We start from the raw sequence: 16,235 nt of genomic DNA, 5'->3' as shown, positions 1-16,235 counted from the left end.
CGCGGCGGCGGCGGAAGAGACGATGATCGGGACGTGGCGCATGGTCATGAGCTCCTGGGTGTGACTAAGAAAGCGCGCCGCGCGTCCGCTGGTTTCCCTCCTCATGCCTTCCGGTCGCGTCGAGGTCCCGCCGAGCCCGGAGCAGCGGGGCCGTGCGCCACTGTCGGGAAGGCGACAGAAGGCCGAACAAGTCTACGGTGCTGGCCTTTGATAACCCTAGCGGAACTGCGGACTGCCTTCGCGGATCGGGACAGCAGGCGTCTGAAGGCAGCTAGAGCAAACGCTCATTTCCGGTCATGCGTTTGAAGAAGCCGTCGAGCGCCACAAGCAGGTATCCACCAAGTCCAGTCATGCCTATCCAAGTGTCTATGCGCGCTTTCGTTGCGCAGCTTGGGCGCTAACGCACCTCAGCCTAAGCTGTGCCCACGTCGCCTTCCCTTCGAGTCCAAACACATCCGAATTGCGTGTAGCCCTCGCTGAGTAGGGCCCGCCGCACTTCAGATGGAATGCGACACCGTCCGCTGTCCGCCAACCCGAAGGCGCGCTGAACGACCGGTGTTTGCGACATCCCGAACCTCCCTGTCAGCGAATCTGAACGCAGCGCTCCCGGTTAGGGTTGCGGCAGGGGCGTTGCCTTGGGCGGGTTTCAGCCTCCCGATCCAACCACAGGCAACTGCGCGCCGGAACTGCCGCCCAAGCCTGCCTGACCCGCACATAAACCCATCTATCACCTTGGGATTCAGGCATAATTCACGGAGGCGACTAGGAGGGGCCAAAGGTCGGTTTGCAAGCGGCCGAGCTTTTTCCGCTATCGAGACCCGCTTTTTCGGAGGGCTGATTTCTTCGGCAGTCCAGGCGAACGGCTGTGGGCGACGCCGCGTTTGCCAGACCAGCGTTAGTATATGGAACAAGGCTCCGTCGGGAGCCTTGTTCCTCCGCCAACCAGGAGGAACAAATGGCTGACAAGACCCTCGACAACCTATTTCACGACACGCTCAAAGACATCTACTACGCCGAGCGGAAAATCCTGAAGTCGTTGCCGAAGATGGCTCGCGCCGCTCAGTCGCCTGAACTGAAAGCTGCTTTCGAGAAGCACAAGGAGCAGACGGAAGGCCAAATCGAACGTTTGCAGCAAGTGTTCGAAATCATCGGCAAGGCCCCGCGCGGAAAGACCTGCGATGCCATTGAGGGCATTCTGGCTGAAGGCGATGAGATCATGGAGGAGTACAAAGATACTCCTGCCCTTGATGCCGGGCTTCTAGCCGCGGCCCAAGCGGTCGAGCACTATGAGATCACCCGCTACGGCACACTGAAGCGTTGGGCGCTGGTGCTGAATCTGAAGGACGCCGCCGCTCTGCTAGACGAGACCCTGCAGGAAGAGTCTCAGACCGACGAGGATTTGACGAGCATTGCCGATACCGCCGTCAACGCCGAGGCGCTGTCATCTGCAGCCTAAGGGCGCCTTCGCTCCCTTGGAGGCCCGCTCTCTCCCAGAGGGCGGGCCTCTGCTTCCTGGAGGTCTCCAATTCGCACTCGGGCGCAACCTGCTTGAGTCTCATGCAGTTGGAAGGCCGTTCGCCGCTTGGTCCGCAAAAGGCGGCTCAGTCTGCTGCTTGGCGGCCACGCTGTTTCAATACACGGCTTTGCCAAGAAGCTTGGCGCGGGCGGTTTCACTGTTCTCAGCTAGCGCATCTTTTAAATAGGAGTCGACTTTCTCCCGCATCGTTTGCTCAACCTTGGCCATAGTTTACTTCATCCCGGGATTTCTAGAGGCAACTAATAGGTTGCTGAACGCTGGCCCAAGTCCAGTTCCGGACATTAGCCGCTCACCAGGCTCGGGCTTCCACTGCGTGGTGAAGCCCTGAGCTTATGCCTCAGTTGATCGTATCGCTTCTGCCGGCCGTCGCCGTCGTTTCCATTTCGATATTCGCGAGCATCTGATCCAAGGCTTGGTTGAGCGCTTCTGTATCCCGATGAGGATAAATAGCTGGTGTGTCTTCCCTGAAGGCTGAGACAAAGAGGGCAATGACCTGGCTCTCGTCTAGTTCGGTCCAGGAGACGCCTCTTTCTGACAGGCGACTCTCCATGATGGGCCCGGTCGCGCGCATTGCCTCGCCCATGGGCACGCCCAGCCCTTGCATCCAGCGTTCGAAATCTAGTTTGGCCGCCATGGGCGTCTCCATTTAAACAAGGGCGGAGCCGACGCCGACTGGCCCTGTGATCAAAGCTACCGTAAAGTCTCGAGCCGTCTTTTCTCGCCTCCCCGCGCTCTTTCACTTCACGCTACAAGCCCACGCGGATCGCGGCGCAAGTCAGCTGTAGTCATCAGGTAGGATCAGCGAGCGGCGGCCTGGGCAACTCACGCGCGCCCTCGGGCTCGGCGACGCCCGGCGGCGACGGCTCTGTACCGGCGGCGTCCTCGATCTTCTTCATCTGCGTGGCGTCATCGTCCAGCTTTGGCGGAGAAGGGGGCGGGTCTGACGGCCTTGGCGTGATCAGACGGGCTGAGATATTCTCCTGGTCTACGCCGCGGAGCAGCTCTGCTGGGTCGCCCCTAGATACCGCGTCGGCTTTGATCGGCGTGAGGGCGCCGTCCTCATTATTGAGGTATTCGGACGGATTACGAGGCGTCTTGACCATGGCTCTCTCCTTTCGCCTCAGGAGATAAGGCGAGCGGCGGTAGGGTGTTCCCGCAGAGCAGACCGCATTTGGTGCGGCGTTTTAGGAACGGTCCCGTCAGAGCGCCCCCCAGGCGTACAAGGAGGGTTGCGATCACCCGCATGACGGCCACTTCGCCCCTCAAGCGTCGCCAATCTGCATGAGCGATGCTAGCTCACCAAAGGCTCTTCGGCGCCGGTGTCTTCGCCGTCGTAGCGGACGAACGACATCCGGCCATCGGGCTCCAACACTCCCCACTTGACCATATCCAGGCGCTCGATCCCCGCCTTGCGCATTTCCGAAAGGATTTCGTCAGGTCTGACACGATCCTTGTGCAACACGTCTTCGACGAGCCGCCCCCTATTGATCACGATCGCCGGCGGCGCTTCACTGACGGTCTGAAACCACTTCAGTCGGTAAGTCATGACTGAGTCAATGAAGGTGAGGAGCAGGAGGGTAGCCGCCCCGATCAAAGCCCCCGGGATCGATTCATCACCGGCGGTGAGAGAGGGGGAGACGATTTCGGCTATAAGCAACAGCGTGACGATTTCGAACGGCGACATCTGGCTCAGCTCACGCTTGCCGAGAAAGCGGAAGCCGGCGGTGAGCGCGACAAAGATGATGGCGACCCGCACGACCAGATCCAGGCCGCTGCTTTCCTCCGGCTTGATGAAGCCGATAGCGCCCAGAAAAACCACGGCGGCGATAATCGAAACGCCGACCGCCTCGACTCTTCGAAAACGAATCTTTGGTGCGACATGCGCCAGGCCGGGCAGAACGCTCTCGTCTGCTGTGGCTCTCTCGTTCATCACGTCACGTCCTTGTTGTTAAACCGACAGCTCAACAACGCAGCACGTCAATTCTGGTTGGCTGTGCGCCAACGCTTCAATCAGGCGAGAACGTGAGCCCTCGTGGATCGCTTGTCGCGCAAGTAGGATGGCGCGGACCCACGTCGGATTGGCCGCACGCGATCGGGTCGGCGCGCAAGGCCAAGATGGTCGGCAAAGCAGGTCGATTTGGCGGTTCATAGGCCTCAAGGCGATCCGGCGCGGCACTCGAAAGCGAGGACGGATTCATCATTCCGCAGCGTCGCCGCCAGCGCATCGACTCTCGTCTCCCTATAGCCGCTGACCATCGTAGTGAATGTCAGGGCCTCAACGTCGGTCTCCAAGTCGATTTTACGAGGGTTCAATGCGTGCTCCGAAAGAGCCAGACGAAACGCTGCGATGTTGATCGCTGCGTCCGCCCGATAGCGCACCTTGATCTCCGCGTACCGTCGCTGGGGAAGGATCGCGTCAGTCAGGCTGACCGCTGCAAGGACCAGTAGGGTAGCGATGGTCCCTAGCGCCCCCAGACTGAAAAAACCCACACCGAAGAGGATGCCTAGCGCGGACGTGAACCATAAGGACGCAGCGGTCGTTAGCCCGCGCACGGTGAAGCCCTCGCGAAAGATGACCCCGCCGCAGAGGAAGCCGATGCCTGTGAGGATGCCATGGGCCATTCGTACAGGGTCGATGCGGATGATATCCGGCGGCGTGTCGGTCAGCCAGTGGACCTGGTGCACCGCGGCCAGCATGAGAAGCGCGGAGGAGAGAGAAACCAGAATGTGCGTACGGAACCCGGCCGCGCTGGCGCGGTACTCGCGCTCCAGCCCGATCAATGCGCCGGCGACAACCGCGCCGACCACCGGCCAGATGATCTGCGGGTCAATCAATAGCGCTTCGCTCAATAAGCGGCTCCCCGTCCTTAGGGCGTCGGCGTTCCTGCGCGCCGACGCTGAGTTGCGATGGCCTATAAGCGCTTTGCTGCGAAGACCGATCCGCCGACGGCCGGCTCCACGGAGCGGTGAGAAGATGCCGCGGTTCGGCCCGCCGCAATCCCAGTTGAGCCAAGGCGTTCATCTAGCTTCATGCCCTGGCAAGCGGCTCGCGTTCCCATGGATGAGTCTTTGCGGCGAGGCCTAGGCCCAGGCGTCCAGAACTTCGTCGCACTGCGCCGTCTCGATCTGTTGGCCGAACCGGTCGTGATAAAGACCCAGCAAGGCGTCGTGCGACTGGTCAGACGAACTGCACAGGGCGTCGGCAACAACCACCACCCGAAAGCCCAGGTCCACCGCTCCGAGCACGGTCGCGAGCACGCACATGTCGGTCTCGGCTCCGGTCACGACCAGAGTGTCCACGTCACCCGCCGCCAGAGCGCTCGCCAAACCGGTATCGACCCACGCGGAATAATGCGCCTTGTCCAGCACCCTGGCGGGCGGGGTGAAGGTCTGAAGCTCGGGCAACAGCTCCACCTTGTCGTCCCCCAGGTTGTCGAGCGTGATCGACGACCATCGCTCCCAGTAGCGCCGCCACGTTCCCCGCCCCTCGCCCGGCGAGCGCGCGGGGATGAAACGGGTGAAACAGGTGCGCTCGGCCTTACGCTCGCACAGACGCACGACGACGGGCAGGACGCGCGGCATCCATGGCGTGCGCCAGGCCGTATCTTCCGCAAAGAGACGTTGCATGTCGACGCACAGATGGACCGCGTTGGCCGGGATGCGGCCGAAATGAATGCCGGAAGCCATGCCCTTCTAAACCGAAGCTCCGTCTTCCGTTCCCGTGGTCCGGAGAGCGGGCCCTCGGGCGCCGCCTAGACCGCCACTTGGACGAAAACGCCGCCCATAATGAGGTCAGAAAGGAGGCCCTGGCGAAGCGGGGTCCCCACCTTCGCTGATCTCGGAAATGGTCCTGAGGCGGGGCATGGCCAGGCACGACCATGGCTAATAACCACTCGTAGGCGGACTTCGCCTCCCGACCCGCAACGGCCCTTCGGAGCGCGCCCCATCGCACAGGTGGCTGGGCGTCTTCTTTTGGCGGCCCCTCTCGAGCTAGGCTCTACATGCGTGAGTCAATTTCAAACAGCGTCTCTGTATTGCCAAGACGGTGCGGTCCGCCAGCGCCCCTCCATCCGGTACACGGCTTTACCAGGAAGCTTGGCGCGGACGGATTCATCCTTCTAGCAGGAAGTGTGCAGTTCCCCCTCCCCCGCAGGTACAGGGTTGCTGATTGGAACTGCCGTCCGTCTTCCTAGTCTTCGGGCTCTAGGCGAACATCACCCGCCCTGGCGCGACCTCAGCTATTCTGCACAGGTCTTGGTTCGAGCGCATAGCCATGCCCATCAAGGTCAGCGTTGCGCCCGGCTGCAAGGCGCCTGCGATCCTGATGAGTTCGTCCACGGGGCGAGTATCTGCATAGACAGTGATGCTGCCTCCGCACCGCGCTAACTCAACCAGTTCACCAGTCGATTTGCGTTGCACCAATCATCCCCCAAAGCCCTAGATTAATCCCACCAATGGCTTTTGCAGGTAGCCGTCAAGCCGTAAATTCTCGTCCGGCCTCAGGCTGGCAGTGCTCCGCTTTCGATCAGCTCGAGGACAACCGGGTCTTGTAAGGAGGCGGCGACTTCGCGCGCAAAGGCTCGGTGCGCCTCGGCTTCATCCATGATGAGGCGCTGATTGTTATTGCGATGGGTCGAGAGCCGAAAGGAAATCTCACGCTGGTGCTTGGCAAGCCGCTCAATCCGAACCAGTTCGACGCCTGCATGATCGCGCAGGGTGGCGCGAGAACTCACAATCATGACCGACCTCCTGAACAGGCAGGTTAAAGGTCGTGGCGCGCCGCTGGGTTCCTGAATAGCCAGCCCAGCCTGAGCGGTATGGAACGGAGAGCGTCGCACGTCTTTCGATAAAGGCGACAAAGGAGCAAGACATGCCACATCAGAACACGTCATCGTCTACCGCGACCGCCCAGAACGCCGCGACCGATCCGGCGGCCCCGCGCGACCAGCCTACAGACCAGGACCGTAAAGAAGAACCTCGCACTTATACGGCCTCGGGCGTCGCCGATAGTTCGCTCGCCGCGCCAGCTGCCAGCGAGGTGTCCGATTACATGGACGAGGGGGACGCCCTTGAAGGAGAGGCTGTTCACCAGGGCGCCAACCATACGAACCGGCCCGACCTGACCGAGGCTGTGGACTCGCAGGGGCCCAAGACCCGGGCCGCCAACCGTGACATCGTCCAGGGAAGAAATTAATTGGGCGGCGGCGGCACCATCGGCAGCCGTTTTGCAGGAGGGAAAGGGCGGCGACGGCGTCAACCAGTCTGACGACCCATCCGTCCGAGCTCTACCCTCGCCTCCCTCGCCCCGTCGCCCCACTGGATGGCGGGGCTTTCTCTACTCTGAGGGTTCAATTTGCAGGCAGAGAAGTGCTCCTTGCGACCCGTTGCCGATCTTTGGAGTTGCCTTGCGGGTACACGATACCATGGCTGTATGATCATAGAACGGAAGCGCCAGATCGGGCGCTCTGGGCGGCGCTATTGATGTGACCTGCTGATCGACCTGCCTGCGCTTACCGTGTGGATATGCGCAGGCCTAACCTCCGCCGTGCGACCCGCCTCGAACGGGGGTACGGTCTTCGCCGGCGTGGTGTTCGATTCGGCCAAGCTCGACCTCAGTTCGCGCGAAGACCTCTTCCTGGCCATCCATCAGGAGTTCTTCGTCTTCGCCGACAGCGCCATCCGCGCTGGTATAGACTCCGCCCTGGTCAAAGCCGACGCTACCGACGCCTACGGCCGAACCGGCTAACCGGTTGTGCCGGCTGGCCATGGCCGCCATAGCGCGATCCCCATCTGACAAGGGCTGGTCGCCCCCGCGGTTTGCCAAACGTTCAGCCGCGCTCACACCGGCGTCGTCGGCGGCAATGTCGGTCGCCGTGTGGGATTGCTGTCCATATCGTTCCTGCGGTCCGGCCATGATCTTCCTCTCCGTGTTCCCTGCCCAAACGCCCCCGCGCGCCTCTGGTCGCAAAAGTTCTCTTCCCAACACGCTCACAGCTAACCTGGCCGTGGCGCTCCGGGGCCAGCAGCCCGCGGCCCGGGCGAGCCGTCCCGGTGTGAGGAATGCAGGTTTCGGCGCGGGCCTCGGCCGTCGGACGGAGCGCCTTCGCGCTTCCCCCGCTCTCGGGAACTGAATGCCGCTTATTCCGCCGGGAGAATGGGCCATGTGCAACGACTAACCGCCTGCACGAATCTGGCTTCTTGACTGTCGGGATGGCCGAGACGTAGTCCGACAGCGTAACCCATCTATAGCCCGAGCTTCGGCCCAACAGGCCCGTCGCAATATGGCTGACGGGTTTTCTTATGCCCGGCAGCCAGGCCTGCCGAATTTGAGCGGCGACGAGCGCCGCAAGCCCTTTCCGGGTCGGGAATCGGCCGGTGGCGCGCCACGCCGCGTTCACCCAGTCGAGTATAGAGACTGGGGCGGCGCCATTAAGCTCGCGCCGCCCGCCCCTCAACGATATCTGGCCCGCTCTGCAGCGATCTGATCGGGAGTATAGGGCGCGCCAGCCGGGTCAAACCCGCTCCAGCCCCCCTCACGGTAGGCCGCGCCCCTGGCGCGCGCATCCCAGCCCCGGCGCTCGTCGAGGATAGCCTGGGCTCGGGGTCGGTCCGCTTCATTCACGCGCACGCTGACCAATGTTCCTCCGCGGCGCACCCCTTCGGCGTATACGTGGGCTTCCTCCTCATCGTGGCCCGCTTCCTTGAGCGCCCCGAGAATGCCGCCAACCGCACCACCCGCGGCCGCTCCCGCTGCACCGGCCACGGCGGCCGAAGCCAGCCAACCAGCGGCCACTACAGGACCGAGGCCCGGCACCGCCAACATGCCCAGCCCCGCCAGCACGCCAGCTCCGACGCCCAGCGCGCCGCCTGTCGCGGCACCTTTGCCGGCCCCTTCAGCGACCTCGTTCTCGCCGTCGCCGTTCATATCGCCGGGCGTGCGCCCATGATGGCGATGGCCTTCGTGCCAACTTTCAGCGTTGTTTGAGATGACACTGATCACATCGGCCTCGAAGCCCGCCGCCTCAAGCGCAGATACTGCGTCCATCGCCTCGGTGTGGGTGTCATAAAGTCTGGTTATGGTAGCCATGGAAGTCTCCTTCAAATCCATTAGGAAGCGGGTGCGGCCGTGACGACGCCTTTGTAATCGACCGAAACCCTGGACTGGACGCCATCCTTGAGGCCGGTAGCTGTCCACACGCCGTCTGCGTCCTGACTCAGAGGGCCGACCTCCACGTAGCCTTGTTTTTCAATGGCGGCTCGCGCCTGCGCCTCGGTAAAGGAGTTCGCACCGGGCGTGATTGTCCCGTCGGCGTTCTGTGTCGTGTCTATGGGTGGGTTGCGAGGCGCTTCGGACTCAGAAACCACCGGCCCTTCGATAGGGGATTCGGCATTCCGGTTGTCCCCGCACGCTCCCAGCAACAGCGCTGCTCCGGCCAGACCTGTAAGAACTCTGATCACGGGTTTCTCCTTTTGTTAGGTGCTAGAAGAAGACTCCGATATTCAAAGCGTTCCTTCTCCCCCGAGAACTTCATGCCTAATCGGATGATTTGCCGAAGGCTCAACCACCCGCACAACAACAGCCGCCGCTGGGCACGGCGCGGGCGCCCTGCGCAGCGCCTCGACTAGCGAACTTAGTTGCGCGCGAAGGCTTGCCCGATGAGGCTCCGCATCCCGACATCCATTTCGCAACTAAAACCCGCAAAGCATGATGATCTCCAGTGTCCGGTTGTCGTCATTATGCTGCTGGCACGCACCATTCGGCACCACCAAGCCCGGCCTGGTCGTGCAGGGTGTCCACCGCCCGTGATCAGCGCACTTTTCCCGACCTCCAGCACGATGCGCGCGCTGATCCAGGGGCAAGGCATGGAGGCCTCCCTGCTGCAGCTCGTCGAGCACGATTTCACGTCATGACGTCAGGGTGGCTGAATGAGGAAGTGTCCGCCGATCCACCCTCGGTTTCGTCGAGCGCTCCCGGCCACCTAGACCCCATGTCGAACGGAGCGTTTCTCATCACGCCGGCGATGAAGGTGGCAACCATGAGCAGCTGCGTCGCCCAGCACATTTGCTCGGTCGCTGGACAGCCGCGCGCTATAGCTAGATGGTACCGGCGTTCACGGGAGGGCTGGATATGCCGGGGAGGCATCGCAAGCGCATCGGTTGGGTCTTGGAGTCGGTCCTGATCGCCCTGTGCCTGGCGATCTTCGGCGTCCTCTACTGGATTGCTCTGGGCTGACTCGGCAGCATCGTTCGGATTAAGGCGAGGCGACTTGGAACAACCATCTTGCGCCGCTCGGAGGACGTGGCATGAGCCGTAAACCACCCCGCTGGTGGCCGCAGGTGATCAACCTGCCGCGCACCACGCCGATCCTCGCCCTGGCCGGCAACCTGCTCTTCCTGCCGATGATCGCAGGGCCGGGCGACATGGTGGATGAGCGCTACGCCGACGCCGTCATGCCGGTGGCGTCCATGTTCAAGGACGGGATGCTGCTGATCCTGGGCTTCTATTTCGGGCGCAACCAATCGGAGGCTGGAGCTGGGTGAAGCCGAGCAATCGCTTCTTCTTGCTCAACGATGAGCGCAGCCAGCGCCGTGCGGGCGCGATCATCTGAGACCAAGTGCGAAAGACGTGCATACCTGTCCCGCTCTTTTATGAGGTCCTCACAGGTGATGCACATGGGAGCGCAACGCCAGCGAGCATCGGCGGTTCAGGTTCCACGAAAAGAATTACCCGGCGCCCACTTCCGCACCCGAGTTGGAATAGGCCTCGGAACCGTTCGGCCTTCAGCCGACCTCTGCTGGAAAGCCTCGCAGCACCGGTCGCGCAACTGCGTTGCTCTGCCCTCGATGCCGAAGACGTCCGGCTGGTATAGCCCTCGCTAAGCAGCGTCCTTCGGACTTCTGAAGGAATACGGCACCGTCCGCTGTCTGCCAACTCGAATGCGCGCTGAATTACGGGTGTCTGCAACATTCTGAACTCCCCTTTCCAGGCGAGTCCGAACGCAGAAGTGTTGGTTGAGGTTGCCCGTGGGCGCGGCACTCTTCAGCCCATCGCAATCCAATAGAGAACGCCGAAGATCGCCAGGCGCAGGGCGATAAGGACCGACTCCAAGACCCAACCGACGCGTTTGCGATGCCTCCCCGGCATGGACCGTAAGGCCCTGTTCGACGCCGTGCGCCTCCATGCGCCGGGCGGAAAGCTGAAGCCCGACTGGGTGCCGATGATTGACGCCTGGCCGAAGCTATGGGCCTGCCCTGTGCGGCGGACGCGCCTGGCGATCCTGACCCGGAGCTGATCGCGGCGCTGAAGAAGGACGAGGGGCTGAGGCTCAAGGCCTATATCCCGCCCCCCTCTTGCCTCGCGCAAAGACCGGCAAGCGCTCGGGCGCCCCCTTGGACGGTCAGCTACGGCCGGGCGCGCGGGATCCAGGAAGGCCAGGTCATCACTGAAGCGACGGCTGACGCCTGGCTGATTGAGGACGCCCGCGCGCACAACCGGGTGATCCACGCTGCCCTGCCGCGGCTCAAGCGTCTCGCACCTGGCTGATCTTCGCCGTCCTCGCCGCCTTCATGATCTTCGGAGTCTATTGCGCGCACTGGGGCGCCGACGGCGTTCGCGACCGTCACGCGGCCGAGCAAGCCAAGGTCGAGGCAACGGCCTCCAGCGCGCGGGAAACAGCCGCCAGCGAACGCCTGACCGACACCACCACCATCCGAGACCGGCAAGAGGAGAGAGACCATGCCGCGCAAGCCCTTCCTGACGGCGTGCCTGATGAGCGTGAGCTTAGGCGCCGCTGTCGCCAGTTGCGGGACGCTGGGCGCAGTCCGCCCGCCTGTCGAGGACTTGAGGGTCCAGCCTAAGCCGGTCCCGCCCGACGACGTGCTGAACAGCCGGATCGCCGGCGAGCTGCACGATAACGCTGTCGAGGCTTGGGGTGAAGCAGGATGGGCGCAGGTCGGGCGCCTGTGCCGGTTCCATCGCGAGCTGGGAATGAAGGGACTGAGTTGCCCGCCGCCGCCTGAACTTCCGCCTCGACCTGGCTGACGGGCATAGAAACCCGTCTGCCACATTGGGACTCAGACGGGCCTCATGAGCCGAAGCTCGAAGCGTAGATAGGGTTGCGCGCACAAAACGCAAGGGCGGCAAGATAAGACTCGTTCGAAATCACGGAAAAGACATGCATTTCGGCGATGCGATAAATAATCAAAGCTGAAGCTTGCATGTTTGGGCGGGGGCGTTCACCCTATGGATGTCGATATCTCTGCGTAACGCCCTATTTCTTTGCGACGCATCGAGATTTTCCGTTTCCTTAGACCCGACAGCCCTCGGGAGACTTCCTCAGGGCAACCTTTTTCGGAGGTCATGGAAATGGCTACTGGTATTGTTAAATGGTTCAACCCTACCAAGGGTTTCGGTTTCATCGCGCCTGACGCTGGCGGCGGCGACGTCTTTGTCCACATTTCCGCCGTTGAGCGGGCTGGCCTCAGCGGGCTGAACGAAGGCCAAGCGCTTTCGTACGAGCTGGAGCGTGATCAGCGCTCCGGCAAGACCTCGGCAGGTCAGCTGCAGGCCGCATAAGCCAACGCTCCGGTTCACCGGCGCCATCAGAGGCCCGCTCTCTTCGGAGGGCGGGCCTTTCTTCGTTTAGGCTGGAACGTCGGCGCCCTGTGTCAGTGGCGGTCGCGCGAGCAAGCTGCCGCCCATCAAAAGCGGGCTGTCATCATCTGAGATCGGCGGGAGACATACGAAACGCGCAGCCAGTTCTCCGTTGCGCAAGAACAGGTGAAGCTCGACGCGGTCCCCTGCTGCGGCCAGGGTTTCCGCGATCCTTTTTGCGGCGCTCTCGGCCGCCCGCCCCCGCGCAAACAGCTGGGGCTCGGTATCGTCCACGCGAACAGACCAGACATCTCCAATGGGTTCCACTACGACAGTTCGCATCGAAGCATCTCCAGAGGTTGAAGCCGGCCGCTATCTGGCGACAGATGGCAAATCTTCAAGGCCCGGCGGGTGTTCGGTGTTGCTGACAGAGATTGTGACGCCTTCCACGACGAGCTTGACGTTCGCTCCGAGACGGCACTCCGCGATGGCGATCTGCAGGGCCGTCTCTACTGCGGCGCTTCGGTCGAGATAGTCCCCGATGTGCTTGGTCGATCGCCTCACCTGCCAAACGCCACTTCGCGGCTCCACGACGACTGGAATCTCTGTCGGTCTTTCCGGAGAGGCCGTCATGCTGTGCGATGGGGGATAGTCCACCTTCGGCTTTAGCGCGGCCCTTTCTTCGCCCAGCTTCGCAACCTGCCTGACGAACGCCTCTGCGTAGTCCTCGGCGTCAGTATAGTCATGCTGATGCGCTTTACGCCCCTGAGGCGAGAAAGCGGCAAGGAGGCGATCCAGCAGGGGGGCGTCCTCTCGTGCCATCTCGGCGAGAAGGAACTGAAGGATGCGCTCGTGCGCGAGGACGCGACGCTCCAGGTCGGTAGTTTGGGGGGGCACGGTCAAGTCTCCGTTGACCTGACGCCTGTCCGATAAGGCTCGCAGGCGCCTGATCCGTAGAGATGGGGTGCCGCGCCCTGATCCAAGCGCTACAGGCCCTCCCGCCAGCGCACGCGGCCATGAGGTCGAGAGCCGTGATCAGTTCGTCAGGTTAACGGGCGCGGCGGAGTAGCTGGGTCGTGCGCTGTGCGCCCCGTCGCCTTCGCCGGGTGGCGGGGCTTTTTGTTTTGCAGCGTCTCGTTTAGGACAAAGTGGAGAAGGCAGCTTACAACCCGTAGGCGACGTTCGGGACGTCTCTATTGCTAATCTGCCATCCTGAAAAATATCCAGATCATCGACGGGGCGTGGAACGCGACCTTCAGCATCTTCCAAGCCACGGACGAAGAGTTCGCTGAACTGTTCCCCGGCATTGATCAAGATATGGATGTCGTTGAAGACGTGTTCGACCGGCTTGGCGAGGATCGAGCGAAGGCGCTACTTACGCCGTTGTGGTCGCGCCCTATTCTGAAGCGCGACGCCAACGGCATCCATGGCACTCTGTTCTACGACAGGGATCAGCCCGGCTGGGTGTTGCCGCCTTCGAAGCGGGAGGTCGATCTAGAGCCGGACAGCATCAACAATGCGCAACGGGCTTTGTTCGACCGTCGGCGATCAGAGTGGTCTGCGCCTGAGCCAACTGGATCTGCCGACCCACTAATATGGCTGACGCAGTGGTATTTCTCGCAGTGCGATGAAGACTGGGAACACGCCTACGGGATCACAGTGGAAACGCTCGACAATCCGGGCTGGAGCCTCACGGTTGATCTGACGGATACATCGTTAGCGGAACGGCCATTCACGCCTGTCTTCCACAACATGTCCGAGGCGGAAGCGGGACAGGGTTTGGACGGCGACTTGGGATGGTGGCATGCCAAGGTCGAGCAACAGAAATTCAAAGCATATGGTGGTCCGCACAACCTGCCGGATTTGATCGGTGTATTTCGTGCTTGGCAAGCGAGGTCCGCTAACCTCCCTTAGGCGACAACGACCGGGCCCGCTTTCGGGCCCGGTCGCCAGTCACAGATCTATCTGTCCTGATATTTCCAGGGCGTCGTCCACTTCGATGCCGAGGTATCTGACGGTGCTCTCCAGCTTCCTGTGGCCGAGCAGGAGCTGACATGCCCGGTGATTGCCCGTCTTCTTGTAAACGAGCGCAACCTTCGTCCGCCTGAGGCTGTGGGTCCCGTAACCCTGCGGTTCCAGGTCGATCATCTGAACCCAACGATCAACGAGCCGCGCGTGCTGAGGGGCGCCAATGTGCTGACCTGGTCGGCTGCGGCTCGGAAACAGCCAGTCATCGTCGCGCTGTCCGCGGCTCGTCAGCCAAGCGGCGATGGCGTCGCGCGCAGGCTCCGTGATCTCGCAAGGAACAGGCCTTCCGGTCTTCTGCTGGATGACAATCGAGCGCTGGCGAAGCACGCCGCCGGGCGCCACATCGCTAACCCGGAGCCGAACTAGGTCACAGGCCCGCAGCTTGGAAACCAGAGCGCAGTTGAACATCGCAAGGTCGCGCACTTTCCTAGCGACTTTCAACTGCTGTGGAATTGCCCAGATATGCTTCGGCTTCAGCGGCGCCTTGGGACCAATGAGGGTCGAATGAACAGGTCAGACTGGCGCATAGCCAACCTCCATTACGGTCGCCACCCTTTGTCAGCTGCCAGTCTACGCTCTCAGGATCTCCTCAGCGCCAGTTGCGGACATTGCCACCCTGTCCGAGAGGCGACATTCACAGGCCTGATGAATGCCTGCTGTCCGGCCAGGCGATAAGGTCGTGGACCTGCCGTCACCGCCCAAGAGGACGAAAGTCGGACGCTCCGCTCCGCGCAAACCGCGGACGATGATCTCCGCCTAACCATCTTTGACGTAGAGCATGAACTTTAGGGGGCTTACGGCCAGACTTCGCAGCTCGCCGGGATACGGCGACCACAGCGGGGCGGGTACGCCCAGTCCGACCTCAGTGTGAAACCGGACCTGTAAGTTCACGACCAGCGCAAGAGGGAGAGCGGTATTCGCGCGCGCTGCCGCGTGCGGTAAACTCACCGCGTCAAATGCGGGGCTGATGCGTGAAACCGCGGATGCTGGTCAGCGCGCGGGCGTCTCGCTCGATCTCCACCCCGCTCTGGGCATAGGCGATCAAAAGCCGGGCGAGATCGAACAGAGCGTTTTGATGGATACGCTCATAGCCGTGGCTGGCGTCCACGCCGAACGTCACCAGTGCTGTGCGGATGTCGGCGCCGGATTCAAGGGCCGAGGCGGAATCCGAACGATAGTAGCGGAACACGTCTTTCTGGTGCGGTATGTCGTGGTCCCGAGCCAGTTGCACCAGCTTGCGCGAGAGGTGCCAGTCAAAGGGTCCGGTTTGGTCGGCCATGGCTATGGTGACCCCGAACTCGGACGAGTTCTGGCCGGGCGCGGTGGTTCCATTATCCACTGTGACCAGCGCCGCTACGTCCGGGACCAGGACGGAGGAGGCTCCTACGCCCACTTCCTCTGCGATCGTGAACAGCCACCAGGTGTCGACCGTCGGCGTGCGTTCCTCGCGCAGCATGCATTCCAGGGCGGCCAGCATGACGGCCACGCCCGCCTTGTCGTCGAGATGGCGCGAGACGATGAAACCGCTGTCGGTAAACTCGGGCTGGGCGTCGATGGCGACGATGTCGCCGACATCCACGCCCAGAGCCAGGGTGTCGGCTCGCCCGTGTGTCACGGCGTCGATGCGCAGTTCGACCTGACGCCAATTGACGGGTTGGTCGTCCACCTCTTCGTTGAAGGTGTGTCCGGATGCCTTCAGGGGAAGAATCGTCCCGCGATAGCCCCCGCCTTCGGCGAAGACTGTGCAGCGCGCGCCCTCCGCGAAACGCGACGACCAATGGCCGATCGGCACAAGTTCAAGCCGGCCGTTGTCCTTCACCGCCTTCACCTGGGCGCCGAGCGTATCGACATGCGCCACGATGGCCCGCGCCGGATTGGCTTCGAGCCCCGGCAGACGCGCCCGGATCGCGCCGCGCCGGGTCAGTTCGTAATCGAGGCCCAAACGCTCGAGTTCTCGGCACAGGGCCCAGACGGCTTCGTCCGTGTAGCCTGTCGGACTAGGCAGGTTCAGGAGTTCTCCCAGACGGGCGTTCAGGTAGTCGAGGTCGATCTTCGGTGAGGTCAAGGTCGCTCCTG

The 16,235-nt window shown here is 62.4% G+C and carries 19 protein-coding genes; 8 read left to right on the top strand and 11 right to left on the bottom strand.

From position 1 onward, the window contains the following. The first annotated feature begins 955 nt into the window (after window positions 1–955). Window positions 956–1,456, top strand: a complete 501-nt coding sequence (locus H9656_RS01235) for a YciE/YciF ferroxidase family protein (protein ID WP_024354046.1) — start codon at window positions 956–958, stop codon at window positions 1,454–1,456. A 418-nt stretch (window positions 1,457–1,874) separates the two neighbouring features. Here H9656_RS01235 and H9656_RS01230 read toward each other — a convergent pair whose 3' ends face one another. The 6 genes from H9656_RS01230 to H9656_RS01205 all read right to left on the bottom strand — a co-directional run bounded on the left by H9656_RS01230 (window position 1,875) and on the right by H9656_RS01205 (window position 6,270). Next, window positions 1,875–2,171, bottom strand: a complete 297-nt coding sequence (locus H9656_RS01230) for a hypothetical protein (RefSeq protein WP_024354045.1) — start codon at window positions 2,169–2,171, stop codon at window positions 1,875–1,877. Window positions 2,172–2,325: 154 nt separating this feature from the next. Next, the gene (locus H9656_RS01225; protein WP_024354044.1) at window positions 2,326–2,640 is read right to left on the bottom strand and encodes a hypothetical protein; all 315 of its coding nucleotides are present in this window, start codon (window positions 2,638–2,640) and stop codon (window positions 2,326–2,328) included. A 188-nt stretch (window positions 2,641–2,828) separates the two neighbouring features. Next, the gene (locus H9656_RS01220) at window positions 2,829–3,467 is read right to left on the bottom strand and encodes a DUF421 domain-containing protein (RefSeq protein ID WP_024354043.1); all 639 of its coding nucleotides are present in this window, start codon (window positions 3,465–3,467) and stop codon (window positions 2,829–2,831) included. Window positions 3,468–3,691: 224 nt separating this feature from the next. Continuing rightward, complete coding sequence (locus H9656_RS01215) at window positions 3,692–4,387, bottom strand: MgtC/SapB family protein (protein WP_024354042.1); 696 nt, start codon at window positions 4,385–4,387, stop codon at window positions 3,692–3,694. A gap of 231 nt (window positions 4,388–4,618) precedes the next feature. After that, window positions 4,619–5,224 carry a cysteine hydrolase family protein gene (locus tag H9656_RS01210; RefSeq protein ID WP_191742484.1) on the bottom strand — a complete coding sequence of 202 codons (606 nt, stop codon included), beginning with the start codon at window positions 5,222–5,224 and terminating at the stop codon, window positions 4,619–4,621. An 812-nt stretch (window positions 5,225–6,036) separates the two neighbouring features. Next, the gene (locus tag H9656_RS01205) at window positions 6,037–6,270 is read right to left on the bottom strand and encodes a hypothetical protein (protein ID WP_191742483.1); all 234 of its coding nucleotides are present in this window, start codon (window positions 6,268–6,270) and stop codon (window positions 6,037–6,039) included. A gap of 137 nt (window positions 6,271–6,407) precedes the next feature. Here H9656_RS01205 and H9656_RS01200 point away from each other — a divergent pair, with 137 nt between their 5' ends. Both H9656_RS01200 and H9656_RS01195 read left to right on the top strand, forming a co-directional pair. After that, window positions 6,408–6,731, top strand: a complete 324-nt coding sequence (locus H9656_RS01200) for a hypothetical protein (protein ID WP_191742482.1) — start codon at window positions 6,408–6,410, stop codon at window positions 6,729–6,731. Between the two features lie 351 nt (window positions 6,732–7,082). Continuing rightward, entirely contained in the window at window positions 7,083–7,283 is a 201-nt protein-coding gene (locus H9656_RS01195; RefSeq protein ID WP_191742481.1) for a hypothetical protein, read from the top strand. A gap of 705 nt (window positions 7,284–7,988) precedes the next feature. Here the strand turns inward: H9656_RS01195 and H9656_RS01190 are convergent. Both H9656_RS01190 and H9656_RS01185 read right to left on the bottom strand, forming a co-directional pair. Continuing rightward, entirely contained in the window at window positions 7,989–8,624 is a 636-nt protein-coding gene (locus tag H9656_RS01190) for a hypothetical protein (protein WP_024354038.1), read from the bottom strand. A 20-nt stretch (window positions 8,625–8,644) separates the two neighbouring features. Continuing rightward, entirely contained in the window at window positions 8,645–8,995 is a 351-nt protein-coding gene (locus H9656_RS01185) for a hypothetical protein (RefSeq protein WP_024354037.1), read from the bottom strand. Between the two features lie 846 nt (window positions 8,996–9,841). Here H9656_RS01185 and H9656_RS01180 point away from each other — a divergent pair. The 4 genes from H9656_RS01180 (at window position 9,842) to H9656_RS01165 (ending at window position 12,113) form a co-directional block, all read left to right on the top strand. After that, entirely contained in the window at window positions 9,842–10,078 is a 237-nt protein-coding gene (locus H9656_RS01180; protein WP_035302840.1) for a hypothetical protein, read from the top strand. 700 nt (window positions 10,079–10,778) lie between these two features. Beyond that, the gene (locus tag H9656_RS01175) at window positions 10,779–11,081 is read left to right on the top strand and encodes a glycoside hydrolase family protein (RefSeq protein ID WP_191742480.1); all 303 of its coding nucleotides are present in this window, start codon (window positions 10,779–10,781) and stop codon (window positions 11,079–11,081) included. A 192-nt stretch (window positions 11,082–11,273) separates the two neighbouring features. Continuing rightward, complete coding sequence (locus tag H9656_RS01170; RefSeq protein ID WP_191742479.1) at window positions 11,274–11,579, top strand: hypothetical protein; 306 nt, start codon at window positions 11,274–11,276, stop codon at window positions 11,577–11,579. A gap of 324 nt (window positions 11,580–11,903) precedes the next feature. Next, on the top strand, window positions 11,904–12,113 hold the full coding sequence (locus H9656_RS01165) for a cold-shock protein (RefSeq protein ID WP_024354034.1): 210 nt from the start codon (window positions 11,904–11,906) through the stop codon (window positions 12,111–12,113). Window positions 12,114–12,503: 390 nt separating this feature from the next. Here H9656_RS01165 and H9656_RS01160 read toward each other — a convergent pair whose 3' ends face one another. Next, window positions 12,504–13,034, bottom strand: coding sequence for a hypothetical protein (locus H9656_RS01160; protein WP_191742478.1), 531 nt, complete (start codon window positions 13,032–13,034; stop codon window positions 12,504–12,506). Between the two features lie 414 nt (window positions 13,035–13,448). Between H9656_RS01160 and H9656_RS14010 the strand changes: the two genes are divergently transcribed. Next, window positions 13,449–14,045: an immunity 53 family protein gene (locus H9656_RS14010; protein ID WP_225212178.1), complete on the top strand. Its 597-nt coding sequence runs from the start codon at window positions 13,449–13,451 to the stop codon at window positions 14,043–14,045. Window positions 14,046–14,084: 39 nt separating this feature from the next. Here H9656_RS14010 and H9656_RS01150 read toward each other — a convergent pair whose 3' ends face one another. Both H9656_RS01150 and H9656_RS01145 read right to left on the bottom strand, forming a co-directional pair. Beyond that, window positions 14,085–14,654: a tyrosine-type recombinase/integrase gene (locus H9656_RS01150; protein ID WP_191743705.1), complete on the bottom strand. Its 570-nt coding sequence runs from the start codon at window positions 14,652–14,654 to the stop codon at window positions 14,085–14,087. Window positions 14,655–15,111: 457 nt separating this feature from the next. Then, window positions 15,112–16,224 carry an osmoprotectant NAGGN system M42 family peptidase gene (locus H9656_RS01145; protein ID WP_225212177.1) on the bottom strand — a complete coding sequence of 371 codons (1,113 nt, stop codon included), beginning with the start codon at window positions 16,222–16,224 and terminating at the stop codon, window positions 15,112–15,114. Window positions 16,225–16,235: the final 11 nt, after the last annotated feature.

The sequence above is a fragment of the Brevundimonas guildfordensis genome (assembly GCF_014836405.1).
GTDB lineage: Bacteria > Pseudomonadota > Alphaproteobacteria > Caulobacterales > Caulobacteraceae > Brevundimonas > Brevundimonas guildfordensis.
The sequence above is the reverse complement of the archived record's forward strand: the minus strand, read 5'-3'. Positions and strand labels throughout refer to the sequence as shown.